We start from the raw sequence: 19,750 nt of genomic DNA on the forward strand, positions 1-19,750 counted from the left end.
TTGTCATTTGCATTTTTGCCGCGCTTCTGAAGAATGGGGCCATGGCCACGCGAGGGACAAAAGGGCGTCAGCGGGCGGAGCGGTTGGAAGGCGAAGGCGATCGTTTGTTGGCACAAGGAAAGACGAAAGCGGCCCTGAAAAAGTTCCGCGCGGCGGAGGCGCTGGGCGCAGAGCGACCGGAACTCTACACCAAATTGATCCAGGCCCATCAAGCGGCGACGACGGAATGGACGGCCGAAGACTTCACGGCGTCACTCGGTTGGGAGATGCGGCGCCAAGAACTGTTGCACCCCGAAATCCGCGCGGCGCACGAACGACTCAGTCCGGAATGGCGAGAGGTCACAGAGCGCTTGCGACGCCTCTTTGTCTCCACCGATGCCGCATTGGTCGAACGCCTGACCGAAGAAATCGCGGCATACGGCGGCGCAGCCGTGCGTCCGCTGTTGGATTTCCTGCTGGTCATTAAACACGCGGCCACATCGCCGGCTGAGGCGTCATGAGACGCATCGGACTCACCGGCGGGATCGCGACCGGCAAATCGACCGTACTGGAGACACTGGCCGCATGCGGGGCCGCGGTGCTCGATGCCGACGCGATCGTTCACGAGCTCTACGCCAATTCCGCGGTGCTGCGCGAACGGGTCCGGGCACTGTTCGGGGACGGCTGTCTCCGCGCTGACGGACAACTCGACCGCGAGGCCGTCGCGCGACGCGTGTTCGCAGACGCCGCCGCACGCGCCCAACTGGAAGGCTTGATCCATCCGCTGGTCTGGGCGACCATCAACGAACGCGCCGCTGCGCTCGCCGCACGGAAGCCGCCGTTACTCGTATTCGATATCCCGCTGCTTTTCGAAGTCTGCGATTTGACGCTGTTCGACGCGATCGTCGTGGTTTCGTGTGACCGGGCCACGCAAGTACGGCGAATCATGAAGCGCTATCAGTGCGATCAGCCCACAGCCGAGGCCCGGATCGACAGCCAACTCCCGCTGCACGAGAAGCTGGCCCGGGCCGATTATGTGATTGAGACCAACGGTCTGATATCGGACACGCGAACTGCCGTACGGAACTTGTATCGCCACTTACTGCGGTAAACACGATTGATTCGCGCCACCAGGGTAATCGCCTAAGTGGCTAATTCAAAGTCACTCTGTCCCTCTACTTTCAGCATGGCCTGCTGACAGCATGGCCTGCTGGGATGGGGGGACGCAACTTTTTCTGCGACGTGCCGATACTACATATGGGGAAGGTCCAGCACTACAGACGGAGTCATTTATGGGTGGCAAACCACCGATCGTGGGAACTGGCGTACGCACCGGACAGAGGGGACGACCGGGACTGGTGCGCGGTACAGCGCGGGGGCCTCGCGTCCCAGTCAACGTTCCCCTGGTGCGGGATGGCACGGGGATCACACCCCCAGCCGGCACACCGGGCCTATTACGACGGATCGGCGGGGCCGTGGCGGGATTCTTTCGCACCAACGGCGGCGCGGCCAGGGCGGCGCAAGGCAGTGCACGTCCGGCACTCACGGGACCAGTCGCGCGCACGGTCGAGGGTGTCGAGCACTTATTTCTTGATAGTGGACCGACGATGGCCCTTCCTCCGGTCGGAGTCGGTGAGGAACCGACCGATCGATTGGCGGCATTGCCCGGAGTCTCGCGCCCGGAAGTTGGCGTACGGCTTCCAAGCGAGGCCGGACAAGCGGTAACCATCGATTTGTCACGGACCAGTTCAACGGTCCAACTGGTCATCCAGCGCAGTGCTAGAGAGGTCCCCACGTTTCAGCCACGAGGACTGATCTCCATTATTTCGTTGCCCGATAAACGACTCAGTCGAGAAACGCCACATGTCACGATTCAGTATGATCCGACGACGCGCGTCCTGACATTGACTGAAAAAGCGTCAAAACAAGGGACCTATCTACGACGTCTGGATGTCGTGGCCGGAACGGTGGAGCCGCGTGTCGGGTTGGAAGGCGCAGTGGATGGTAAGGTCACGTATCGCCTCCCACCGGAGACCGCCGGTGTCACGTTGGCCTTCGACAAGGCACGCGACGTAGTCTTTGCGCAGCTCCACGTCGGAGCAACGGCCGTCGAAGCGACTGCGAATCCCGCAGTACCGGCACGGGCCAAGATCGCCGCGCCGGCGCGCCCAGCAACGGCCTTGGCACTCGACGAGCAACTGCGTGCGGCACTCAATAGTGGCAAGGGCCCGTATACGATTAAGGTCGATCGGACCTCCGGGGCGGCCGTCGTCACCCTCACACATCAGACAAAGGTCCGCGGACAGATCAACGTGGCCTTCCCGGCTGAAGCGATCGATGCCGAGATTGTGGAGACGATGCAGGCTATCGTCGCACGGGCCCCGCTGTTCGAAGCGGTCGATCCGAGCCGGCGGGTTCAGAACCCAACGGTCACGTTGACGATTCGCTACGTGGCCGCCAATGACGCCGTCTTAGAGACCCCGCGTTTTGCCCGACATCGCGGTCACCTGGGAATCGATGGGATCGTCGAATTGCGCAGCGCCAAAGATGCCACACGTTCCGCCGCCGATCTGAAAAATGGCGTGCTGGGGGAATTCCGCCCGGAAGACTTCGCCGGCAGCACCGTGCCGCCCGCCTTCATTTATATGACGTGGCAGTCGAATGCCGTGCGGCGCGCCAACTTGATCGGCAATGCCTGGGGCAAAGTCCGCACCCGGATCCCCACTATCAGCGAAATCGGCGCCGACACCGGCGGCCATCCTCGGAAACGCTAAGTGCGCAAAAAAACGCCCCGGCCCAACCGGGGACGGCGGGGCCAGGGCGCGCTCACTATTGAGCGTTTCTGCAGTCATCAATTACAACGCATGGCAATCGTCCTTATCCGGGCCCCAACCTTTGCCATCCATCTCTTTGCATTCCGCCTTCGTCATTAAGGAGGAGGTCATCAGCTCCGTGCACTTGTTGTCCAACCAACACCGCGCCCGCGTATAGCCGGCACAGATCCCGTCGTTGACCGTGATCGCGTCGCTGACATCGACCACGTGACCGAGTGCAGTGGAGTCGGTCTCCACGATCGCGCCGAGTTCCAAGTTGCACAGCTCGTCGAGGCCGAAGTGCAATTGGTCGAGCGGAATGGTCAGCGTGGCGATCGAGCCATTCAAGACCGAGCGGATGATGGGCGTTTCGGCGCTCGTCGGATCGGACGTTGTCGTCTCGTCCGACGGTTCCGTCGCCGTTTCTTCGGCCGATTGATACAGTTCGGAGTCGTCGGCATAACTCTCCGCATTGGCCGCATCGCTATACGGGCAGTCCACGCCATCGTATTTCGCGACGCCCTTTTTCGTGCTGACACTCGGCGCACTGCCGCTCAACGCACTGCTGACGGTATGGTTCGTCGCCAATGCCGTGCCGGCACTCCCTTGCGCGACGATTTGCACTTGCTCCGCGACGTTGGCTTGATAACCGGACTCCGCATCCGCCAAATCGGGGTCGTAAACGACGAAGTTCAGCGCATAGAGGGAGAGATCGTCTTCGAGTTGCGAGGGGATGGTATCGCCGACCGTGAAGCGCACTTCGATCTGCGACTCCTGCAGCGCGATTTCCACGCCCTGCAAATCCCCGACGGCCAACCCACTCACGGACTCCCCACTGTCGGCACTGATCCAGTCACCGGACTGATCGCTCGCGGACTTCGTGGTTGACTCGCTCGTACTGCCAGTGCCGCTCTCCGTGCTCGCACTCCCCTCCTCCGCATCGCTCAACGCGTTCTGCAATTGCGACGGCAACCCGCAGGCCACGGTGCTCAGCAAGCCGGTGAAGGCCAACGCGCGGAACGTTTCGATGATGATACTTTGCTTCATATTCAACTCCTCCTTTGTACAAGATTGAGATTGCAGGAGGAGTGCCAACGGGCTTGGCGAGACAAGGGATTGATGGGAATGCGGTTTTTCTATTTCTCCACAGTGACCAACGAAAGCGTTCTCATGCAGATATACTCGCACGAGAACGCGATGGTCATCGCGCGGACGCAGGCGTCCCGTCATCCATGGCGGCGTGGCGTGCCGTCGTCGGAATCACTTTATAGAAGTAGCCGGGAGAGACCTGCAGCGCGCGGATGGCCGGATAGGGGTGGCCGTGGTGGGCGCGCAGTGCAGCGGCGAAGATCTTGGCCATATAGGTGCCGAGGCGCTCGCCGTCGCGGTAGCGAAATGGATCAGCATGCAACGGGTGCGCGGGATCGCGCAGTCCTATCTGTTGGACCAGTTTGTAGACTTTCGCCGGCGACAGCCCCAACGCGGTCGCGGCGCGGCGTGCGTCCCATTGGTAATGCGCGAGCGCCTTCGCAACGATGAGACGTTCGTAGTCGCGCCACGATTTGGTCGCATCGTAGTGGTTTTCAGGATCGATCGGCGCAAGCGTTTCCAGCGTATCGGAGGGACGGAGGATCGAACGCGGGGGTTCGGCCTCCTGGCGAGGCGCGGATGGTGCTTGCACGGCACTCACGACGCATGAGGGTTCCGTGGCACTATGCGCCAACGGATGGTGCGGCGGGATATCGGTCACGCGCAGTACTTTACCGTCGCACAGTGCACACATTGCGGTCAGGAGATGCTCCAACTCCCGCACGTTGCCCGGCCAGTCGTAGGCCATGTAGCGTCGCCACACGTCGCGGTGGACTTGGGGCACCGCTTTCCCCGGCACGGCGCGGCGGAGAAAATGCTCCACCAACATCGGCAAGTCCTCACGACGTTCGCGCAGCGGCGGGAGCTCGAGTTGGATCTGACAGAGACGATAATACAGATCTTCGCGAAACGTCCCGGCCCGGACGGCCGGCAGCAGCGCGCGATGCGAGGCCGCGATGATGCGGCAATCGATGGTGCGCGTCGTCGTGTCGCCTAAGCGCCGGACTTCGCGTTCTTGCAACACGCGCAGCAGCTTCGGCTGGAGCTCAAGCGGGAGTTCGGCCACTTCATCGAGGAATAGCGTCCCGCCGTGCGCGGCCTCGAAGAGTCCGGCCTTGTCGCGCACTGCGCCAGTGAAGGCCCCGGCCCGATAGCCGAACAGCTCGCTCTCCATCAACTCTTTCGGGATCGCGCCGCAACACACCGGAATGAACGGCGCCTTGGCGCGTTCGGGATGTTGGGCATGCAGCAAGCGCGCAATCACTTCTTTGCCGGTGCCGGTCTCGCCATGCAGACAGACGCTCAAGTCGGTCGGGAGGATTTTTTTCAGCAGTTCAAATAATCGGCCCATCCGCGGGGCGTGCGAACGGAGATCTTTGAGTTGAAAGCCCGGGCCGCTCGTGGCCTCCAGACGCGCAATCTCCGTCTCGCGCTCCACCACAGTCGCAGCCAATTGTGCCGTGCGCGCGGCGGCCGCAGCCAACAGCTGCGCACGTTCGATCGCAAGGCCCGTTTGGTCGGCGAACGCAGCCAGCAACGTCGTGTCGGCATCGTGGAACGCGCCCGATTGCAAACGGTGCGATAAATACAAGCCGCCGATCACGCGACCGGCCGCGTGGATTGGGAGACAGAGCACGGCACGGAGTTGCCCCAACACTACCGACTCCGCCGCGTTCCAATCGGCCTCGTGCGCGGCATCGTCGGTGACGAGCGCGCGACCGCTTTCCATCGCCCGACGTGCGATCGTCGCGCTCACTTGAGACATCGCGGCGTCCGGTTGCACGTTGTAACTCGCTGCGATCTGCAACGCATTCGTCGCATCGAGTAGGAGGACGAGACCCAATTCGGCGTTGGCCAGTGCTACGGCGTGACTGAGGATCAACGTGAGCAACGACGGCAAGTCGGTGATCCGTGCTAATTGCTGGTTGATTGCCAACACCCGCTGCCACGGCAATGTCGGGTCGGGTGGCTGCAACGCAGGCGTGGCCGGCGATTGCGGAGTCGGAGTATGAGACGACATATCGACCTCCCGTTGTGCGTCGGTGATAAACGGCAACAGCGCGGCGGCGGCGCCGTCACGCGCCAAGGTCTCGGCTTCGGTCAACAGCGCCCGCGCGGCGACAACGTCTTGCTGCTCGTGGGCCAGTCGCGCCCGTTCTAACAAGGCGCGCACCAAGACGTGCTCATCGGCGGCGCTGCGCGGCCCGGGTCGCAGCCAGTGCTCCACTTGGGTCAAGTGGGTCGCGGCGTCGTGCGGACGGCCGTTCGCGCGCAGCAGAATGCTCAAGTTGGTGGCGAGCGCGGCGCTGGAGCGAAGGCACCCCAGCCGCGCCGCGACGCGCAAGCCGCGCTCATAAGCCTCGATCGCGGCCGCAGCATCGCCTTGCTGATGCGCCAGATTCCCGAGCCCATTAAGGATCCGCAACGTTAACGCATGATGCCCCACGGCGCTGGCACAGGTGTAGGCCAAGCTCAGCTGCGTCATCGCGGCGGCATAGTCCCCCAGTCCCCGATACGCCTCGCCCCAATTGTAGCGGCAACGCGCCTCCAGGCCTTGATCCGCATACGTTTGGAGCCGCTCCCATTCCCGCGCGCACTGCGCCTGCGCGGACGCATAGTCATGCTGTTGCAAATAGAGGAGCGCGAGATCGTTGTTCGCAGTGCGGATCCAGGTATCCGTCGGGAGCGCCGCTGCGGCCGCCCACGTCGCGGTCAAGATGGTGTGCGCCTCGGCCCATGCGCCGGCCTCGATCGCCAAACGGCCGAGGTAGTTCTTGAGCCGCAACACTTCGGCCAGCGGCAAGCGGGGTTCGTGCTGCAATAGCGCAGTAATCGCCGCGCGGGCCGCGTCCGCGTCGCCACGTCGCAAATGCCACTCGATCCGCTCTCCCGCGAGTGCGGCGCGCCAGCGCCATTGTTCACTTTCCGGACTCGCGTCGATCGCCTGCGCCACACTATTCGCGACGGCATCCACGTCGGGCGACTCGATTTCGACCAGCGCGTTGACCCATGCTACGCCCCACTCGACCCGCACGGGATCGGTCGAACGCGCGTGCCATGCCCAGCGCAGCGCCTCGATCGCAGCGGGCCACGCCTCGTCCCGCGCGCACTGCGCAACATAGCGCCGTAATCCATGCGCCGCCGCTGCGGGATCACTGCCAAACGCCCGATGATAATCCAGCGGCTCATCCGGCAACTCCGCTGCGCACGCAACAAAGCGATCGTGCCACGCCATACGCCGTGCCGGCGGCAGTGCGCCGCGAGCCCACTCGCGCACTCCGGGGTTCGACAACACCACCAGCGCATCCCGCTCAGTCAGCCAACCGGCCGCGGCAAGCGCGCCGCGCCATTCCCGCGCGGGGCCCAGCAAATGCGGCACACTCGCTACCGGCAATGGATGCTGCGCAACACTCAGACATTCCAATGCGGCGCATGTATCCGGCGACAACGTCGCACGGCGCGCTGCGAACCACGCCTCCATCCCGATTGTGACCGGGAGACGTTCCAATTCGGCGCGCAGATCGGCGAAGTTCGCAGCATGCCAACGACCGTGCGCATCGACAAATTGGCGCCGCTGCAGACACGTCGCGCACAATTCGCGCAGCCACGCGGGGTTGCCTTCGGAGCGCGCCAACAGCGCATCAACGAGCGGATCGGGGACATGTGCCATCCCGGTCACGTGGCGCAGATAGGCCGCGACGGACCCACGATCGAACGGCGTCAGATCGATGCGCTGCACGCGATCCGTAGGCAGCCAGGCCTGTAATGCGTTCGCTTCATCGGGGCCCGCCGTGATGACGAATAAACGGGACTCCTGTGGCAAGCCGAATGCTGCGGCACGCAGGCGGCCCAGCTCGGCCGGGGAACGAGGCCCGTCCGCGTCTTCGCACGTCACACGACAACCTCGCAATTGCGCCAGCGCCACGAGCTCGCGCGCCACGCGACTCTTGCCGAGTCCGCGCGCCCCGACCAACAGCACGATTGGCGGCACCAAGGCGACATCGAGGGGCAGCCCTGCGACCAATTGTTGCAATCGCTCCCAGAGCGCGGCGCGGCCGATCAGCGGGCCGGCATCCGGAAGATACGCCACACTGGTCGCAACAGTCTCAATTGCATAGTCGTGCGCACCGCGTTGATTGAGCGCGTGGATCACCGCCGCCGCCGTCGGGTAGCGCTGCTGCGGGGACTTCGCGAGCAGACGCGCCAACACGTCCGTCAGATACGGCGGCGCAGCCGCACACACGGTGTGCAGCGGCGCGGCGTGCAACTGCAAGTGCCGTTCGCGCGTCGCGGCCAGGCTTTCGGCCACGAACGGGTTGGCGCCGGTCAAACAGTGATACCAGACCGCGCCGAGGGCATAGAGATCGGCGCGACCGTCGCGCAGTTCACCCCGCCAGACCTCCGGCGCCATTGTGGCCGGCGTGCCGGCGACCGTATGACCGGGGAGATTGGCAAGTCCGAAGTCGATCAGCTGCACGCGACCGCTCGTTCGCTCGACGAGCAAGTTCGCGGATTTGATGTCGCCGTGGCAAATGCGGCGCGCCTGCAGGAATTCGAGCGCCCGCAACGCTTGCACCATCCACTGTTCGATCACGTCCGGCGCGACACCCGCACTGGCCTCGACAATCGGGACTCCATCGATGAAACGTTGCGTGAAGTAGACGCGCCCGCTGGTCGCGTCGCGGCCGAAGTCGAGGATCTCCGCGATATGGGCGTGTCGCAATTCTTGCAACCAACGGAATTCCTGTTTGAAGGCCGAGACCGCGTCATCCGCGGACTGCGCCGCGGCGCCGGCCGGGCGCAACCATTTCAGCGCACACAACGTATCGTTCGTTGTATCGGTGACCAGCCAGACCTCGCCGGCGCTCCCCTGCCCCAGCGCGCGGACGACGCGATAGCGACCGTCGATCCACTCCATCACTATAAAGTGTAACGGATGTGCATCGCGGAGAGGATGAGTGAAATAATACATGTCCGTGGCGGAGAATGGGGCCATTTCCCGGGGCGTACGCGTGGCATAGGCCTTGCTGTACTGTGCAACGCAGAGTAGATGAAACTGCATAAGGAGCGTCTATGGGGGAGACACGCCGGTGGATGGTCTGGGGTTTCGTGGTGCTGCTGGCCGCGCGGTGGTGGACCGTCGGCTGCGGGAGCGCCGCCGAGGCGCCGACGCTCTCGATCCCGGCCCCGATCGTTACCAAGATCACGATCGGAAATCCCGAAGGCGGTCTCTCCACTATTACAGGAGCGGCCGGCGCAGTAACCGGCGGCAACTTGGTGAGCGCACAGAACCTCACACAAGAAGGAATCACGTCGCGCTGGGAACGGTTGTTCTGGGGCATCGCGTACGCGGCGACGACGGTACAAACCACTGCCGCTGCGGACGGATCGTTCTCGTTGCAAATCGAGGCCAGCCTTGGCGATCGGATTCGGATCACGCAACGCGACGCCGCCGGATCCACCAGTACGGCCGCCGAAATGGTCGCGCCCTATCAACCGCTGACGCTCGCATTCACGCCGACCGGCATCGCCGTCGATCCGGACAGCGACACGGCCTACATCATCGGCACGTCCGGCGATGACGGCGTCGTGGCCCCGTTGACGTTCGGCGCGACACCGACGCTCGGCAACACCAGCACACTACTGTCCGCGTGTAATCGACCCACCGCGGTCGCCGTCGACGGCACTCGGAATCGCTTGATCGTCGTCGATCACACCAATCGCACCGTCTGCGACCATCCGCAAAACGGCGATCCGGCAACCCTCGCCGCTTCGCTGACCGTCGCACCGCTCAACATTGCGATCGACGTGAGCGGCGATGTAGCAGTAATCACGAACGACACTGCGGCGGCCGACGTGGAAGTCTCGCTGCTCGATTTGACGACTGACGCCTTTGTGCCGGTCACGCTGCCGAATCCAGTCGGTGGCACGCTGCAATCGTCGACACCGGTCGTTGCGACCGGGCAAGTCAACGGCACGAATTACGCAGTCGTCGTGACGACCTATGCCAACAACGACCACTACGGCTTCCTGATCAACCTCGACACCGAAGTTGTGCTCGGCACAGGCACCGCGTTGTCGCTCACTGCACCGGGCGAGGCGCGCGTGTTCAACAACAATTCGGTGCTCCTGAGCGATGCCGGCGGCGTGGCCCGGATCTATGTGATCGATGAGGCCAGCGGCGTGGCGACGCTGACCAACACGTTGACCGTCGGCACCTCCCCACGCGGCGTCGCGGTCGACACAGCGCGGCGGCGCGGCTATGTGGCCAATCTCGGGAGCGCAACGGTCTCGCGGCTCGATTTAAATACGAGTCCGGAGACCGTAACCAACACGATCGACGTCGCGACCGAACCAATCCACCTCGCGTTCCGCGGCGGCACGACCAACCAACTCGCGATCGTTCACCAAGACGGCACGCTGATTGTGCTCGGGGAATGAATGTTCCCCGCCCCAAGGGGCGGGGTATCCACCTTCCTCTCCCTGTTGGGGAGAGGGTTGGGTGAGGGGGAGAGCGCCGGGGTTGATCCTCCTGAATCCTCCCCCTCACCCTGGCCCTCTCCCCAACGGGAGAGGGAACGCGGAAAAAATGAGCCGAAGTCGCAAGGAAATTCACCTGAAGGAATTAACCGACGCGCGTTCACTCAAGTTCCACCAGCACACTCTCGGCTGCGGCGAGGTCGACCCGAATCGCGGCTTGATTGCCGAGCGGCGGTAATGCGGTATCTCCGGCCAAGCGATGCACGGTCACTTGGGGCGTGGCCGTGGCGCAAAACGGGCGCACGGCATCCAGTGGCAGCAGGATCGTCATCGATTGTTCACTGTGCAACGACGTAACGACTACGCCGATGGTTTTTGACGGCGCGCTCCAAGCGCTCGCCACGGCGACCGGCGCAACCATCACTTCGGAACTCTTGACGAACGATTCAAAAACAGGCGTTCGCAACATCGGCAGCGGCTCGGCGCTGATAGTCGCCGCATAGGCCGCGCCATTGCCGCCGACAGCGGTCTTGCTCCAACGCAACGTCGGTGGCGGCAGCATTTCGCCGAACACAAGATCCTCGCGAAACTGACGGCGATATTGCGCCAACGTGAACGCGTAATCACGCAGTCGTACTTCTTTCGGAGGGTCACACGTCGGATCATTTAGCGGATTGCAGTCCGTGTTCCACACGAACGGTCCCGGCATGCCGCCCCAGGTAAGCCAGGTCCCTTGGCGCGCCACGATCGACGCCACGGTGTGATATTTTTTCGCGACGCTGAGCCCGATGAATTGCGTGTAATCGTGATAGACGATCGGCGCGAGCGGCACGTGCTCGACGGCGACCACTTCTGCCCCACCCTCTTGCACGACGTAGGTCGGCGCTTGCGCCTCGGTGTAAAAACCGTCGATCACGTCGAGATACGGTTCGGAGAACCCTTCGGTATAGAAGCCCGCTTGCGGATTGAGTTGTTTCGCGGCCGCGCGGGCCGCCGTCACCATCGTACGCAGCCCCTGCACATAAAACGCACCCCCTCCCGGCGCGTGGCCGTGGTCCGGATTGAAGCACGGCGTCGGAGTCAACGCCGCCAACTCATCGTGATAGACCCCTTCCACGTGATATTCGCCAATCATGCGTTGCACGGATTTCGTCACAACCTGTTGCCAGCCGACGGCGGCCGGGCACATCCGCACGTGATGTTGGAGCGGCGGCGCGCCCGTCGGGATCGGGAGAAACGTCAATTGGTCGTTGCCCATAATCACGCTGCCATCGAAACGGCGCATCGCGCTGCTCAGTCCCGCCAGCTGGTCTCCGCTCCCACTCCAGAGCGCCGGATCGCACGGCGGGACGTCACAGACCGCGTCCCAACGCGTCGGTAAGGAATAGAGGACGACCGGCGTCTTGGCGTCGGCCGTCTTCACTTGCTGCCGATATTTTTCAAACGATGTCCACGGCACGACGCTCGGCGCATCGTTCATTTGGGTCTGTTGTGACGCAAACCGGTTCGCCTCTTGCCATCGACTCCAGTGCCACATCACGGCACCGGCGTGTCCTTTAGCCTGCAACATCTGGCTGTATTGGGCCACGATCGCACCATCGGCCGATGGTTGGTTCAGTCCGGCCTCCGCCATCCACCGCGGCAAGTCATCGCCGGTGTCACGCTGAGCCAACGTCCCGGCCTGCATCCACGGTTGCTGTTGCGCGAACTCGGTCCGATAGCGACGCGCAAAATCATACCAACGGCCGTCTTGCAGCGCGAGCACCGTCGGCCACGTTTGCGTGTAATCGTTGCCAGGTTGTCCGATGTTTTCCGCCAGCGTCAGCACTTCCAGCGCCAACGCAGGATCCGGTAACGCGCCATCATTTTGTAACAGTGCGCTCGTGAGCGCGGCAGGGAGGTCGTGTCGAAATTGCAGCGCCTTCATGAAACCGATGCCGTCTTCCACAGCGACATAGAGACCGCCAACCGGCGCGAGTTCGTCGAACAGGCCAAACCACTGCATCCCGAGGTCGCGGCCCGGATACCAGACACCGGTGAGATCCCAATAGGTCGGCCAGTTCTGCGCCTTCGTGATGCGATCCACGGCCGGCGCGGGGACACGGCGTAGTGGGTGCACAAACGGATCGTGCACGAGGCTCCCGATGTTTGAGCCTGGGAGCAGCAGCGCCGTCCGAGCCGCCGTTGGACCAACGGGCGCAACCCCGGTCAGCGTCGGAAACGCGACGGACTTGAGCGACCACTGCGCACTGTCGAGCGCGACAGCGATGGTCGCGCGTACCGCATGCGTCGCCGCGTCCGGCGTCAGTTGGACGGCGACGTCCGCCAATCCGCCGGATGCCGCGCCGAATTTCAGACTCGGCAACGCAATCCCCTGCCACGTCACGGTGACCACACCGGAATCGGGATCGCGCCCACAGCTGCGCTGCGCGGACGCGGTCGCGGTGTTGGCGAACGACCATTCGATCGGCGGCGTACTGTCGCCGGCGGCAGACGGCGTCGTGAGAGTCAGTCGCCACCACTCGCGCGGCGCTGCGAGCGTCGTCTTGCGACCGCTCGTCGCATCGACGAGTCCGCTGATCCCGTATCCATCGTTTGATCCCAGCAGATGGAGCGCCAATCGCCCGGCCGTCACCGTGGTCCCCGCCGTGTCGAGTCCGCCGTTGTACAGCGCAATGATTTGGTGCGGAGCGAGCGCCTCCGCGAACGTCGCGAATTCGTCGAGCAGAAAGGCGCCGTCGCCCAGCACTGGAAATTGCGGCGTGCGACGGGAGCTGAGCAGATAAAGATGGTTCGGGGCCTTGCTCAGTGTCGGGAAATTGTTCCACGCGACGCGTTCGGCGCGCAGCCGTCCATCGATAAACAAACGCACGCGATGCTCGGCGGTCCACGTGACGGCCAAGTGATGCCATTCTCCAGGCGCCCATCCGGCAATCGGAAGCATGATATCTTGTTCGACGCCCGATTGCCGCGCGACCAATTGCAATTGACTCCACTGCGTCGCGTGGTTGCCGAGTTGGAAGTTCCAGCCTTCGCCGTTGTTGTCGGATTGGAGAAAGAGCACGCGGCGATTGCCGCTTCCATAAAAACTGTTCGACTGGACCCAGAGACTGACCGATCCCGCGGGCGACGGGAGCGCGGCCGCGACCGGCACCGCGAGGATCGCGCCATCGAGCTGCAACGCGCTGCCGCGACGCCCCGGCTTGAGGTGCCACACTTGGCCAAGATCGGTCTCGCCCTTGATCGGCAAACCCTTTGCGTCGAGGACCTTGAGCTGCAACGCCGGATTCATCAATTCATCAAAGTCGTCAAAATGCAGTGCGTAATGTGGGGTCGGCAACGCATTCGCTCCGGGCAGTTGCGGCAGCGGCACGGAGGCATCGCCCGTGGCGCAGGCCTCCAAGACCGTGGCGTTGGGTGGAGGTGGATCCGGCGGTTGCGGATCGTCCTCGACGCTCACGGGGGTCTCCGGAACAACGACTGGCGGCTCTGGATCACTGGCAACCACGGGATCCACCGGCGGCGCAATCAGTTCCGGCACGTTGGGCCCGACGGCAGCGGGCGGAATCTCCGGCTCGTCAATCACCGGCACCGGCTCACGGACCTCCGTCACGATCGTCGTCAATACGTCCTCTCCCCCGTCCGCGGTCGCCGCCGGACGCGGCGGGGTGAGATCGCTACTCGGGAGTTGCGCTGCCGGCGCCGCCCCCCCACTGACGCGGCTCGGATCCGGCGCGGGCGCGGCCGGGCCCTCGCTGTGCTCACAACCCGCGAGCACGCCGCAGAGGAGGCCGAGCATGAAGAGTCGCCGCACAGATGAGAATTCAGTGCAATGGCAAGACCAAGCGTCGGGTCCGCTAACGGGTTGAAATGCTGCCGATTCATAACCGGACTATGGCCAAACGCCGAGCCAATATGAGAAACGGCGTGCAGAATAACAGATTGTTGACGCAACTTTTTTTCCGCCGTGCCGAAAAAGAGGTAACGGAATGGAGGCTCGTATGTTGCATGGGCTCAGGCAGTCCCACAGTAGACGGGGTGCGGCGCGCGGGAACCGCATGAAGTCCCTCCCCTGTGTCCGCCGCTCCCCAACAGGGGATCCCTGCACGCTTCACCGTGCGGCGCTGCCACTGCACGCCGTGCAGCGGGAAACAATGGGCTCACTGGCTCGGTTACTGCGCGGCCAGTGTCCGGAAGGGACGATTGTCTACGCAGAAGTCGCGCGCCACTGCGACGCAGCGGCCGAACAGATGCGAACGGCCGCGACTGTACTTTCTTATGTCCCCCGCACCGATGACCTTCGGCGGATGCTACACGGCCTCTATCTCGTCTTCATCCGCACAGCCGGCATCGCGGATCTGATCGTCCACGATGAATATACCGCGGAGAGTTTGGAGGCCCGTAGCTTGAGAATGACCGGCTGCCCGCACGAGGCCCCGTTTTTGGATGATTTCACTCCGGACCGAGCCCAGCTCGTTCGTTTCTTCGCCGCCGCATCGCATATCTCGCGGCTCCATCCACGCGCACTGGAAACCCACTCGGCGGGTTTACACTGGCCCGAGGGGACTGAGGGGTATGATTATGATCTGTTAGGACAGTATCGGATCATCGGGGTGCTGTTTGCCGGTGGGGTCGTCGAAGGAGTCGTCCCTATGCCGCCATTACAGCACTTCTTAGCCGATGCGCTCCGCGAATTTCACGAAACCCCTTGTAGCACAAGCCGTGTAGTCTGAATTTCAGCGCTCGATCTTCGCCACCAACAACGTCGCCGCCCGCACAAAATCTTCCGGCGTGTCGATGTCGACGTTTTCGTCTGCGCCCATCAGCAACACCGCGGCGCGGTCGGCGACTACCTGCGTCGCAAGCACCGACGTCCGGGTGAGATAGATCGCGCCGTTTTCCCGAAATGCGGGGCGGCTGCGTTGGCGGTTTTCCAGTTTCGTCGGATAGAGCCGCTGCCAAAGGCCATCCGCTTCGATCCAAAAATGGCCTTTGTCGAGCGTCCCGCTGATCACCGAATCGGCGCCGGTGGTGCGACTGAGCGCGATCGCCTCTTCAATGCGGGCGGCGCGCAGCAGCGGCGAGGTGGGATAGACGAGTAAGACATATTCGGGATGATAGGCCTCGTGGTTCGCCAACCATGCCACTGCGTGTTGCAACACCGGTAATGTCGGGGTCTCGTCGTGCGCGAGTTCCGCCGGACGAATGAACGGGACGTCGGCGCCATATTGGCGCGCCACAGCGGCGATTTCGGTGTCTTCGGTGGAGACTAACACGCGATCCACACCGCGCGCGGCTTTGGCCGTCTCGATGATATGCGCAATCAGCGGCTTCCCGGCCAACGACTTCACATTCTTCCGCGGCACCCCTTTCGAGCCGCCGCGCGCCGGAATAATAGCGAGGACCTGCGGCGCCGTCATGCGTGGGCCTCGCGTGCCGCTAACGCCGCCCGCAGCCATGCGACGATTTCTGTGGTCGTAGCACCCGGCGTAAAGATCCGCGCCACACCGAGCTTGGCCAGTGCGGCGACGTCGTCGTCGGGGATAATGCCGCCGCCGAACACTACGATGTCGTCCGCGTGCTGGGCGGTCAGCAATTCCTTTACCTTGCTAAATAGATGCATATGGGCGCCGGAGAGGATCGAGAGTCCGATCGCGTCGACGTCCTCTTGGATGGCCGCGGAGACTATCATTTCCGGCGTTTGGTGGAGGCCGGTGTAAATCACTTCGAAGCCCGCGTCGCGCAACGCACGCGCGATCACTTTCGCGCCGCGATCATGCCCGTCGAGGCCGGGTTTCCCTACGAGGATGCGATGGCGTCGTACAGCGTTCATGGTGTCAGTATCCGTTCATTAAAAAATCCCGGGATCATGATATTCGCCGAAGATCGCTTTCATCGTCGTCATGATCTCGTTCAACGTGCAATAGGCATGCGCGCAATCGAGCAAGCGCGGCATCACGTTGTCGGCCCCTTCACACGCGTGGCGCAATGCCGCTAATGTCGCGGTCACGCGGGCCGCGTCGCGCCGCGCCCGCACGGCTTGCACGCGCTTGGCTTGTTCATGTTCGACGCCCGCGTCGATTTTCAATAACGGCAACGGCGGATCCGCTGCGTTGAGGAAGTCGTTCACGCCGACCACGATCTTTTCCTTTTGTTCGACTTGTTGCTGATAATGATACGATGCTTGCGCAATTTCGCGTTGCGGATAGCCGGCCTCGATCGCAGCGATGATTCCGCCCATCTCGTCGATCTTCCGAATATACGCCAACGCCTCCGTTTCCATCCGCGTCGTCAACGCTTCGACAAAATACGAACCACCGAGCGGGTCGATCGTATTCGTCACGCCGCTCTCATGCGCAATGATCTGTTGGGTGCGCAGCGCGATTTGTGCGGAGTGTTCCGTCGGCAACGCTAACGTCTCGTCGAGCGCGTTGGTGTGCAACGATTGCGTCCCGCCGAGCACCGCGGCCAGCGCCTGAATGGTCGTGCGCACGATGTTATTATGCGGTTGTTGCGCGGTCAGCGAACAACCTGCGGTTTGGGTGTGGAAGCGGAGCATCCAGGAGCGCGGCGACTGCGCGTGAAAGCGTTCGCGCATGATGCGCGCCCACATCCGTCGCGCCGCGCGATACTTCGCGATCTCTTCGAAGAAGTCATTGTGGGCGTTGAAGAAAAACGACAGCCGCGGCGCGATCCGGTCGACGTCCAATCCGCGATCGAGCGCGGCCTGCACATAACCGATCCCGTCCGCCAATGTGAACGCCAATTCTTGCACGGCGGTCGCGCCGGCTTCGCGGATATGATAGCCGGAGACGGACACGGTGTTCCATTTCGGCACGCGGTCGGCGCAGAAGGCCATCATGTCGACAGTCACACGCACCGAAGGACGCGGCGGAAACGCGTACGAATTTTGCGCGATATATTCCTTGAAGCAGTCGTTTTGGACCGTGCCGCCGCATTGCTCCAACGGGACACCCTGCTTTTCTGCGGCCGCTAAGTAAAAGGCCAGCAGCGCACAAGCCGGGCCGTTAATTGTCATCGACGTCGTCACGCCGCCCAACGGGATATCGGCGAACAGCCGTTCCATGTCGTCGAGCGAGGAGATGTTGACGCCGCATTTTCCCACTTCGCCACGAGCGCGTTCGGCATCGGCGTCGTGCCCCATGAGCGTGGGAAAATCGAACGCGACCGAAAGTCCGGTCTGGCCGTGGGCCAACAGATATTTGTAGCGCGCGTTGGTTGCTTCCGGACTGCCGAAACCGGAGAAGAGGCGGAAGGTCCAGAGGCGTCCCCGATACATGGTCTCATGGACGCCGCGCGTAAACGGGAACTCGCCCGGCGTGCCAAGATCGCGCTGCGGATCGAACCCAGACAGGGATTCCGGCGTGTAGAGCGGGTCTACGGGAGCGTCGGAGATGGTCGTAAACGAAACAGCGCGCTTCATGCGTTAGTTTCCCGCTTCCAATTCCCGCAACACCGCGCGGGCGATCACTAAGCGTTGGATCTCACTGGTGCCTTCATAGATCTCGGTGATCTTCGCATCGCGATAGAAGCGCTCGACCGGAAATTCGCAGACATAGCCGTAGCCACCCAACACCTGCACAGCCTCTTTTGCGATCCAGTTCGCGGCTTCGGATGCAAAGAGCTTCGCAATCGCCGCTTGTTTAGAAAACGGCTGTTGTTGATCTGCCATCCAAGCCGCTTGGTGCAGCAACAGCCGCGCGGCCTCCAGCTTCATCGCCATATCGGCGAGTTTCCATTGGATCGCTTGGAACTGGCTGATCGCTTGGCCGAATGCCTGGCGCTCGCCGGCGTAACGGCGCGCGAATTCAAATGCGGCCCGGCCGATCCCGAGGGCTTGCGCCGCGATCCCGATCCGTCCGTAATCGAGCGTGTTCATCGCGATCGCAAATCCCTGCCCTTCTTGCCCGAGTCGATTCGCCGCCGGCACGGCGCATTGATCGAGCACAACTTCGGACGTGGAGGACGCGCGAATGCCGAGCTTCTTTTCGATCTTGCCGATTTTGCAGCCCGGCGCATCGCGATCCACGATGAAGGCCGTGATTCCCTTGTGCCGCGCCGCCTTGTCGGTCATCGCGAAGACAATGAAGGCCTGCGCGTGCGGGCCGTTGGTAATAAAGTTTTTCACCCCGTTGAGCAGATACCGATCGCCCTGCTGGACAGCCGTGGTTTGTTGATTCGCCGCGTCGGAGCCGGTGCCCGGTTCGGAGAGGCAATACGCGCCGAGTTTCTCTCCGCGCGCAAACGGCGGCAGGTACTGCTGTTGCTGGGCTGGCGTGCCGAAGCGTTTGATCGGTCCGCAGAACAACGAATTGTTGACCGACATCGTCACGGCGGTGGAGGCACACGCGACCGCCAGTTCTTCCAACGCCAAGACATACGTCAGCATGTCGAGGCCGGAGCCGCCCATTTCCGGCGGAATCATCATCCCCATCAGTCCCAACTCCGCCATCTTGCGGATGTTGTCGCTCGGGAATTCGCTCCGTTCATCGAGTTGCGCCGCGACTGGGGCGATTTCTTTCTGTGCGAAATCGCGCACCATCTGTTGCAACATCCGTTGGTCGTCGGTCAGTGTGAAGTCCATATCATTTCCCCTGAAAGACCGCTGGGCGGCCTTCGATAAACGCCTTGAAGCCCTCTTTGCTGTCCTGCGTGGCGAAACAGATCGGGAAGGTCTCACGTTCGAACGCCAATCCCGCCGTCAGTCCCATTTCTTGACCTTTCAACATCACGCGCTTCGCGCACTGGATCGCGACCGGCGCGTTCGCCGCCAACTCCTGGGCCGTGGCCTCGACGGCTGCGCCCAACTCCGCCTTCGCGACCACTTTATTGACGATCCCCCACTCGTAGGCTACCGGGGCCTTCAGTTTGCGTCCGCTGAAGATCAGTTCCATCGCGCGCGCCGGCCCGACTAATCGCAACAAACGCTGCGTCCCGCCGAATCCGGGAAAGAGGCCGATCTTCGTTTCCGGGAGTCCCAGCTGCGCCGTATCCGCGGCGTAGAGGAAATCGCAGGCCAGCGCCAATTCGAATCCGCCGCCGAGCGCGAAGCCGTTGACCATCCCGATCACCGGCTTGCCCACGTTTTCGATCGCGCTCATGCACTGATGCCCCAGCCGACTGAATTCATCCGCACCGGCAAAGTCCATGTCGTTCATCGCCTTGATATCGGCCCCGGCGCAGAAGGCCTTCTCGCCGGCCCCGGTCAGCACGACCACCCGCACCTGCGGATGCTGATCGCACTCCCGCACCGCGCTCATTAAGTCTTCGAGCACGGTGCGATTCAGACTATTCAATTGTTCGGGACGATTCAGCGTAACATACGCGATACTCTTTTTGATTTCCGTCGTGACCGTGCCGGCCATAGT

General features: G+C 62.8%; 13 protein-coding genes. 5 read left to right on the forward strand and 8 right to left on the reverse strand.

All coding sequences use genetic code 11. The features are described 5' to 3' along the window. The first annotated feature begins 41 nt into the window (after positions 1–41). From HY696_07110 to HY696_07120, 3 genes are all read left to right on the forward strand, one after another. On the forward strand, positions 42–500 hold the full coding sequence (locus HY696_07110; protein MBI4238167.1) for a hypothetical protein: 459 nt from the start codon (positions 42–44) through the stop codon (positions 498–500). Next, positions 497–1,090: a dephospho-CoA kinase gene (locus HY696_07115; GenBank protein ID MBI4238168.1), complete on the forward strand. Its 594-nt coding sequence runs from the start codon at positions 497–499 to the stop codon at positions 1,088–1,090. Before HY696_07110 ends, HY696_07115 begins: the two co-directional genes overlap by 4 nt. A 181-nt stretch (positions 1,091–1,271) precedes the next feature. Then, positions 1,272–2,753 (forward strand): hypothetical protein, encoded by a 1,482-nt coding sequence (locus HY696_07120; GenBank protein ID MBI4238169.1) that lies wholly within the window; start codon positions 1,272–1,274, stop codon positions 2,751–2,753. Between the two features lie 81 nt (positions 2,754–2,834). On the opposite strand, the gene HY696_07125 is transcribed toward HY696_07120, so the two are convergent. Next, entirely contained in the window at positions 2,835–3,839 is a 1,005-nt protein-coding gene (locus HY696_07125) for a hypothetical protein (protein ID MBI4238170.1), read from the reverse strand. Positions 3,840–3,993: 154 nt separating this feature from the next. Continuing rightward, positions 3,994–8,943 (reverse strand): sigma 54-interacting transcriptional regulator, encoded by a 4,950-nt coding sequence (locus HY696_07130; protein MBI4238171.1) that lies wholly within the window; start codon positions 8,941–8,943, stop codon positions 3,994–3,996. A gap of 11 nt (positions 8,944–8,954) precedes the next feature. Between HY696_07130 and HY696_07135 the strand changes: the two genes are divergently transcribed. Next, a complete protein-coding gene (locus tag HY696_07135; GenBank protein ID MBI4238172.1) occupies positions 8,955–10,322 on the forward strand; it encodes a hypothetical protein in 1,368 nt (455 codons plus the stop codon). A gap of 199 nt (positions 10,323–10,521) precedes the next feature. Here HY696_07135 and HY696_07140 read toward each other — a convergent pair whose 3' ends face one another. Further along, a complete protein-coding gene (locus tag HY696_07140) occupies positions 10,522–14,175 on the reverse strand; it encodes a hypothetical protein (GenBank protein ID MBI4238173.1) in 3,654 nt (1,217 codons plus the stop codon). Between the two features lie 244 nt (positions 14,176–14,419). Here HY696_07140 and HY696_07145 point away from each other — a divergent pair, with 244 nt between their 5' ends. Further along, the gene (locus HY696_07145; protein MBI4238174.1) at positions 14,420–15,094 is read left to right on the forward strand and encodes a hypothetical protein; all 675 of its coding nucleotides are present in this window, start codon (positions 14,420–14,422) and stop codon (positions 15,092–15,094) included. 3 nt (positions 15,095–15,097) lie between these two features. On the opposite strand, the gene HY696_07150 is transcribed toward HY696_07145, so the two are convergent. Genes HY696_07150 through HY696_07170 form a run of 5 tightly spaced genes read right to left on the reverse strand, consistent with a single transcriptional unit; the run spans position 15,098 to position 19,747 of the window. Beyond that, positions 15,098–15,820: an acylneuraminate cytidylyltransferase family protein gene (locus HY696_07150; GenBank protein ID MBI4238175.1), complete on the reverse strand. Its 723-nt coding sequence runs from the start codon at positions 15,818–15,820 to the stop codon at positions 15,098–15,100. Further along, a complete protein-coding gene (locus HY696_07155; protein ID MBI4238176.1) occupies positions 15,778–16,194 on the reverse strand; it encodes a cobalamin B12-binding domain-containing protein in 417 nt (138 codons plus the stop codon). The genes HY696_07150 and HY696_07155 overlap by 43 nt, the downstream gene beginning before the upstream one ends. An 18-nt stretch (positions 16,195–16,212) precedes the next feature. After that, positions 16,213–17,805, reverse strand: a complete 1,593-nt coding sequence (locus tag HY696_07160; protein MBI4238177.1) for a methylmalonyl-CoA mutase — start codon at positions 17,803–17,805, stop codon at positions 16,213–16,215. 3 nt (positions 17,806–17,808) lie between these two features. Continuing rightward, a complete protein-coding gene (locus tag HY696_07165) occupies positions 17,809–18,966 on the reverse strand; it encodes an acyl-CoA dehydrogenase (GenBank protein MBI4238178.1) in 1,158 nt (385 codons plus the stop codon). A 1-nt stretch (position 18,967) separates the two neighbouring features. Further along, positions 18,968–19,747 (reverse strand): enoyl-CoA hydratase/isomerase family protein, encoded by a 780-nt coding sequence (locus HY696_07170; GenBank protein ID MBI4238179.1) that lies wholly within the window; start codon positions 19,745–19,747, stop codon positions 18,968–18,970. Positions 19,748–19,750 lie beyond the last annotated feature (3 nt).

The sequence above is a fragment of the Deltaproteobacteria bacterium genome (assembly GCA_016210045.1).
In the GTDB taxonomy this organism is placed as follows: domain Bacteria; phylum UBA10199; class UBA10199.

Excerpts from the sequence above, each read along its gene's own strand:
- HY696_07110 (MBI4238167.1), top strand. The coding sequence starts at position 42 with ATGGCCACGCGAGGGACAAAAGGGCGTCAGCGGGCGGAGCGGTTGGAA.
- HY696_07115 (MBI4238168.1), top strand. The coding sequence starts at position 497 with ATGAGACGCATCGGACTCACCGGCGGGATCGCGACCGGCAAATCGACC.
- HY696_07120 (MBI4238169.1), top strand. The coding sequence starts at position 1,272 with ATGGGTGGCAAACCACCGATCGTGGGAACTGGCGTACGCACCGGACAG.
- HY696_07125 (MBI4238170.1), bottom strand. The coding sequence starts at position 3,839 with ATGAAGCAAAGTATCATCATCGAAACGTTCCGCGCGTTGGCCTTCACC.
- HY696_07130 (MBI4238171.1), bottom strand. The coding sequence starts at position 8,943 with ATGCAGTTTCATCTACTCTGCGTTGCACAGTACAGCAAGGCCTATGCC.
- HY696_07135 (MBI4238172.1), top strand. The coding sequence starts at position 8,955 with ATGGGGGAGACACGCCGGTGGATGGTCTGGGGTTTCGTGGTGCTGCTG.
- HY696_07145 (MBI4238174.1), top strand. The coding sequence starts at position 14,420 with ATGAAGTCCCTCCCCTGTGTCCGCCGCTCCCCAACAGGGGATCCCTGC.
- HY696_07150 (MBI4238175.1), bottom strand. The coding sequence starts at position 15,820 with ATGGCTGCGGGCGGCGTTAGCGGCACGCGAGGCCCACGCATGACGGCG.
- HY696_07155 (MBI4238176.1), bottom strand. The coding sequence starts at position 16,194 with ATGAACGCTGTACGACGCCATCGCATCCTCGTAGGGAAACCCGGCCTC.
- HY696_07160 (MBI4238177.1), bottom strand. The coding sequence starts at position 17,805 with ATGAAGCGCGCTGTTTCGTTTACGACCATCTCCGACGCTCCCGTAGAC.
- HY696_07165 (MBI4238178.1), bottom strand. The coding sequence starts at position 18,966 with ATGGACTTCACACTGACCGACGACCAACGGATGTTGCAACAGATGGTG.
- HY696_07170 (MBI4238179.1), bottom strand. The coding sequence starts at position 19,747 with ATGGCCGGCACGGTCACGACGGAAATCAAAAAGAGTATCGCGTATGTT.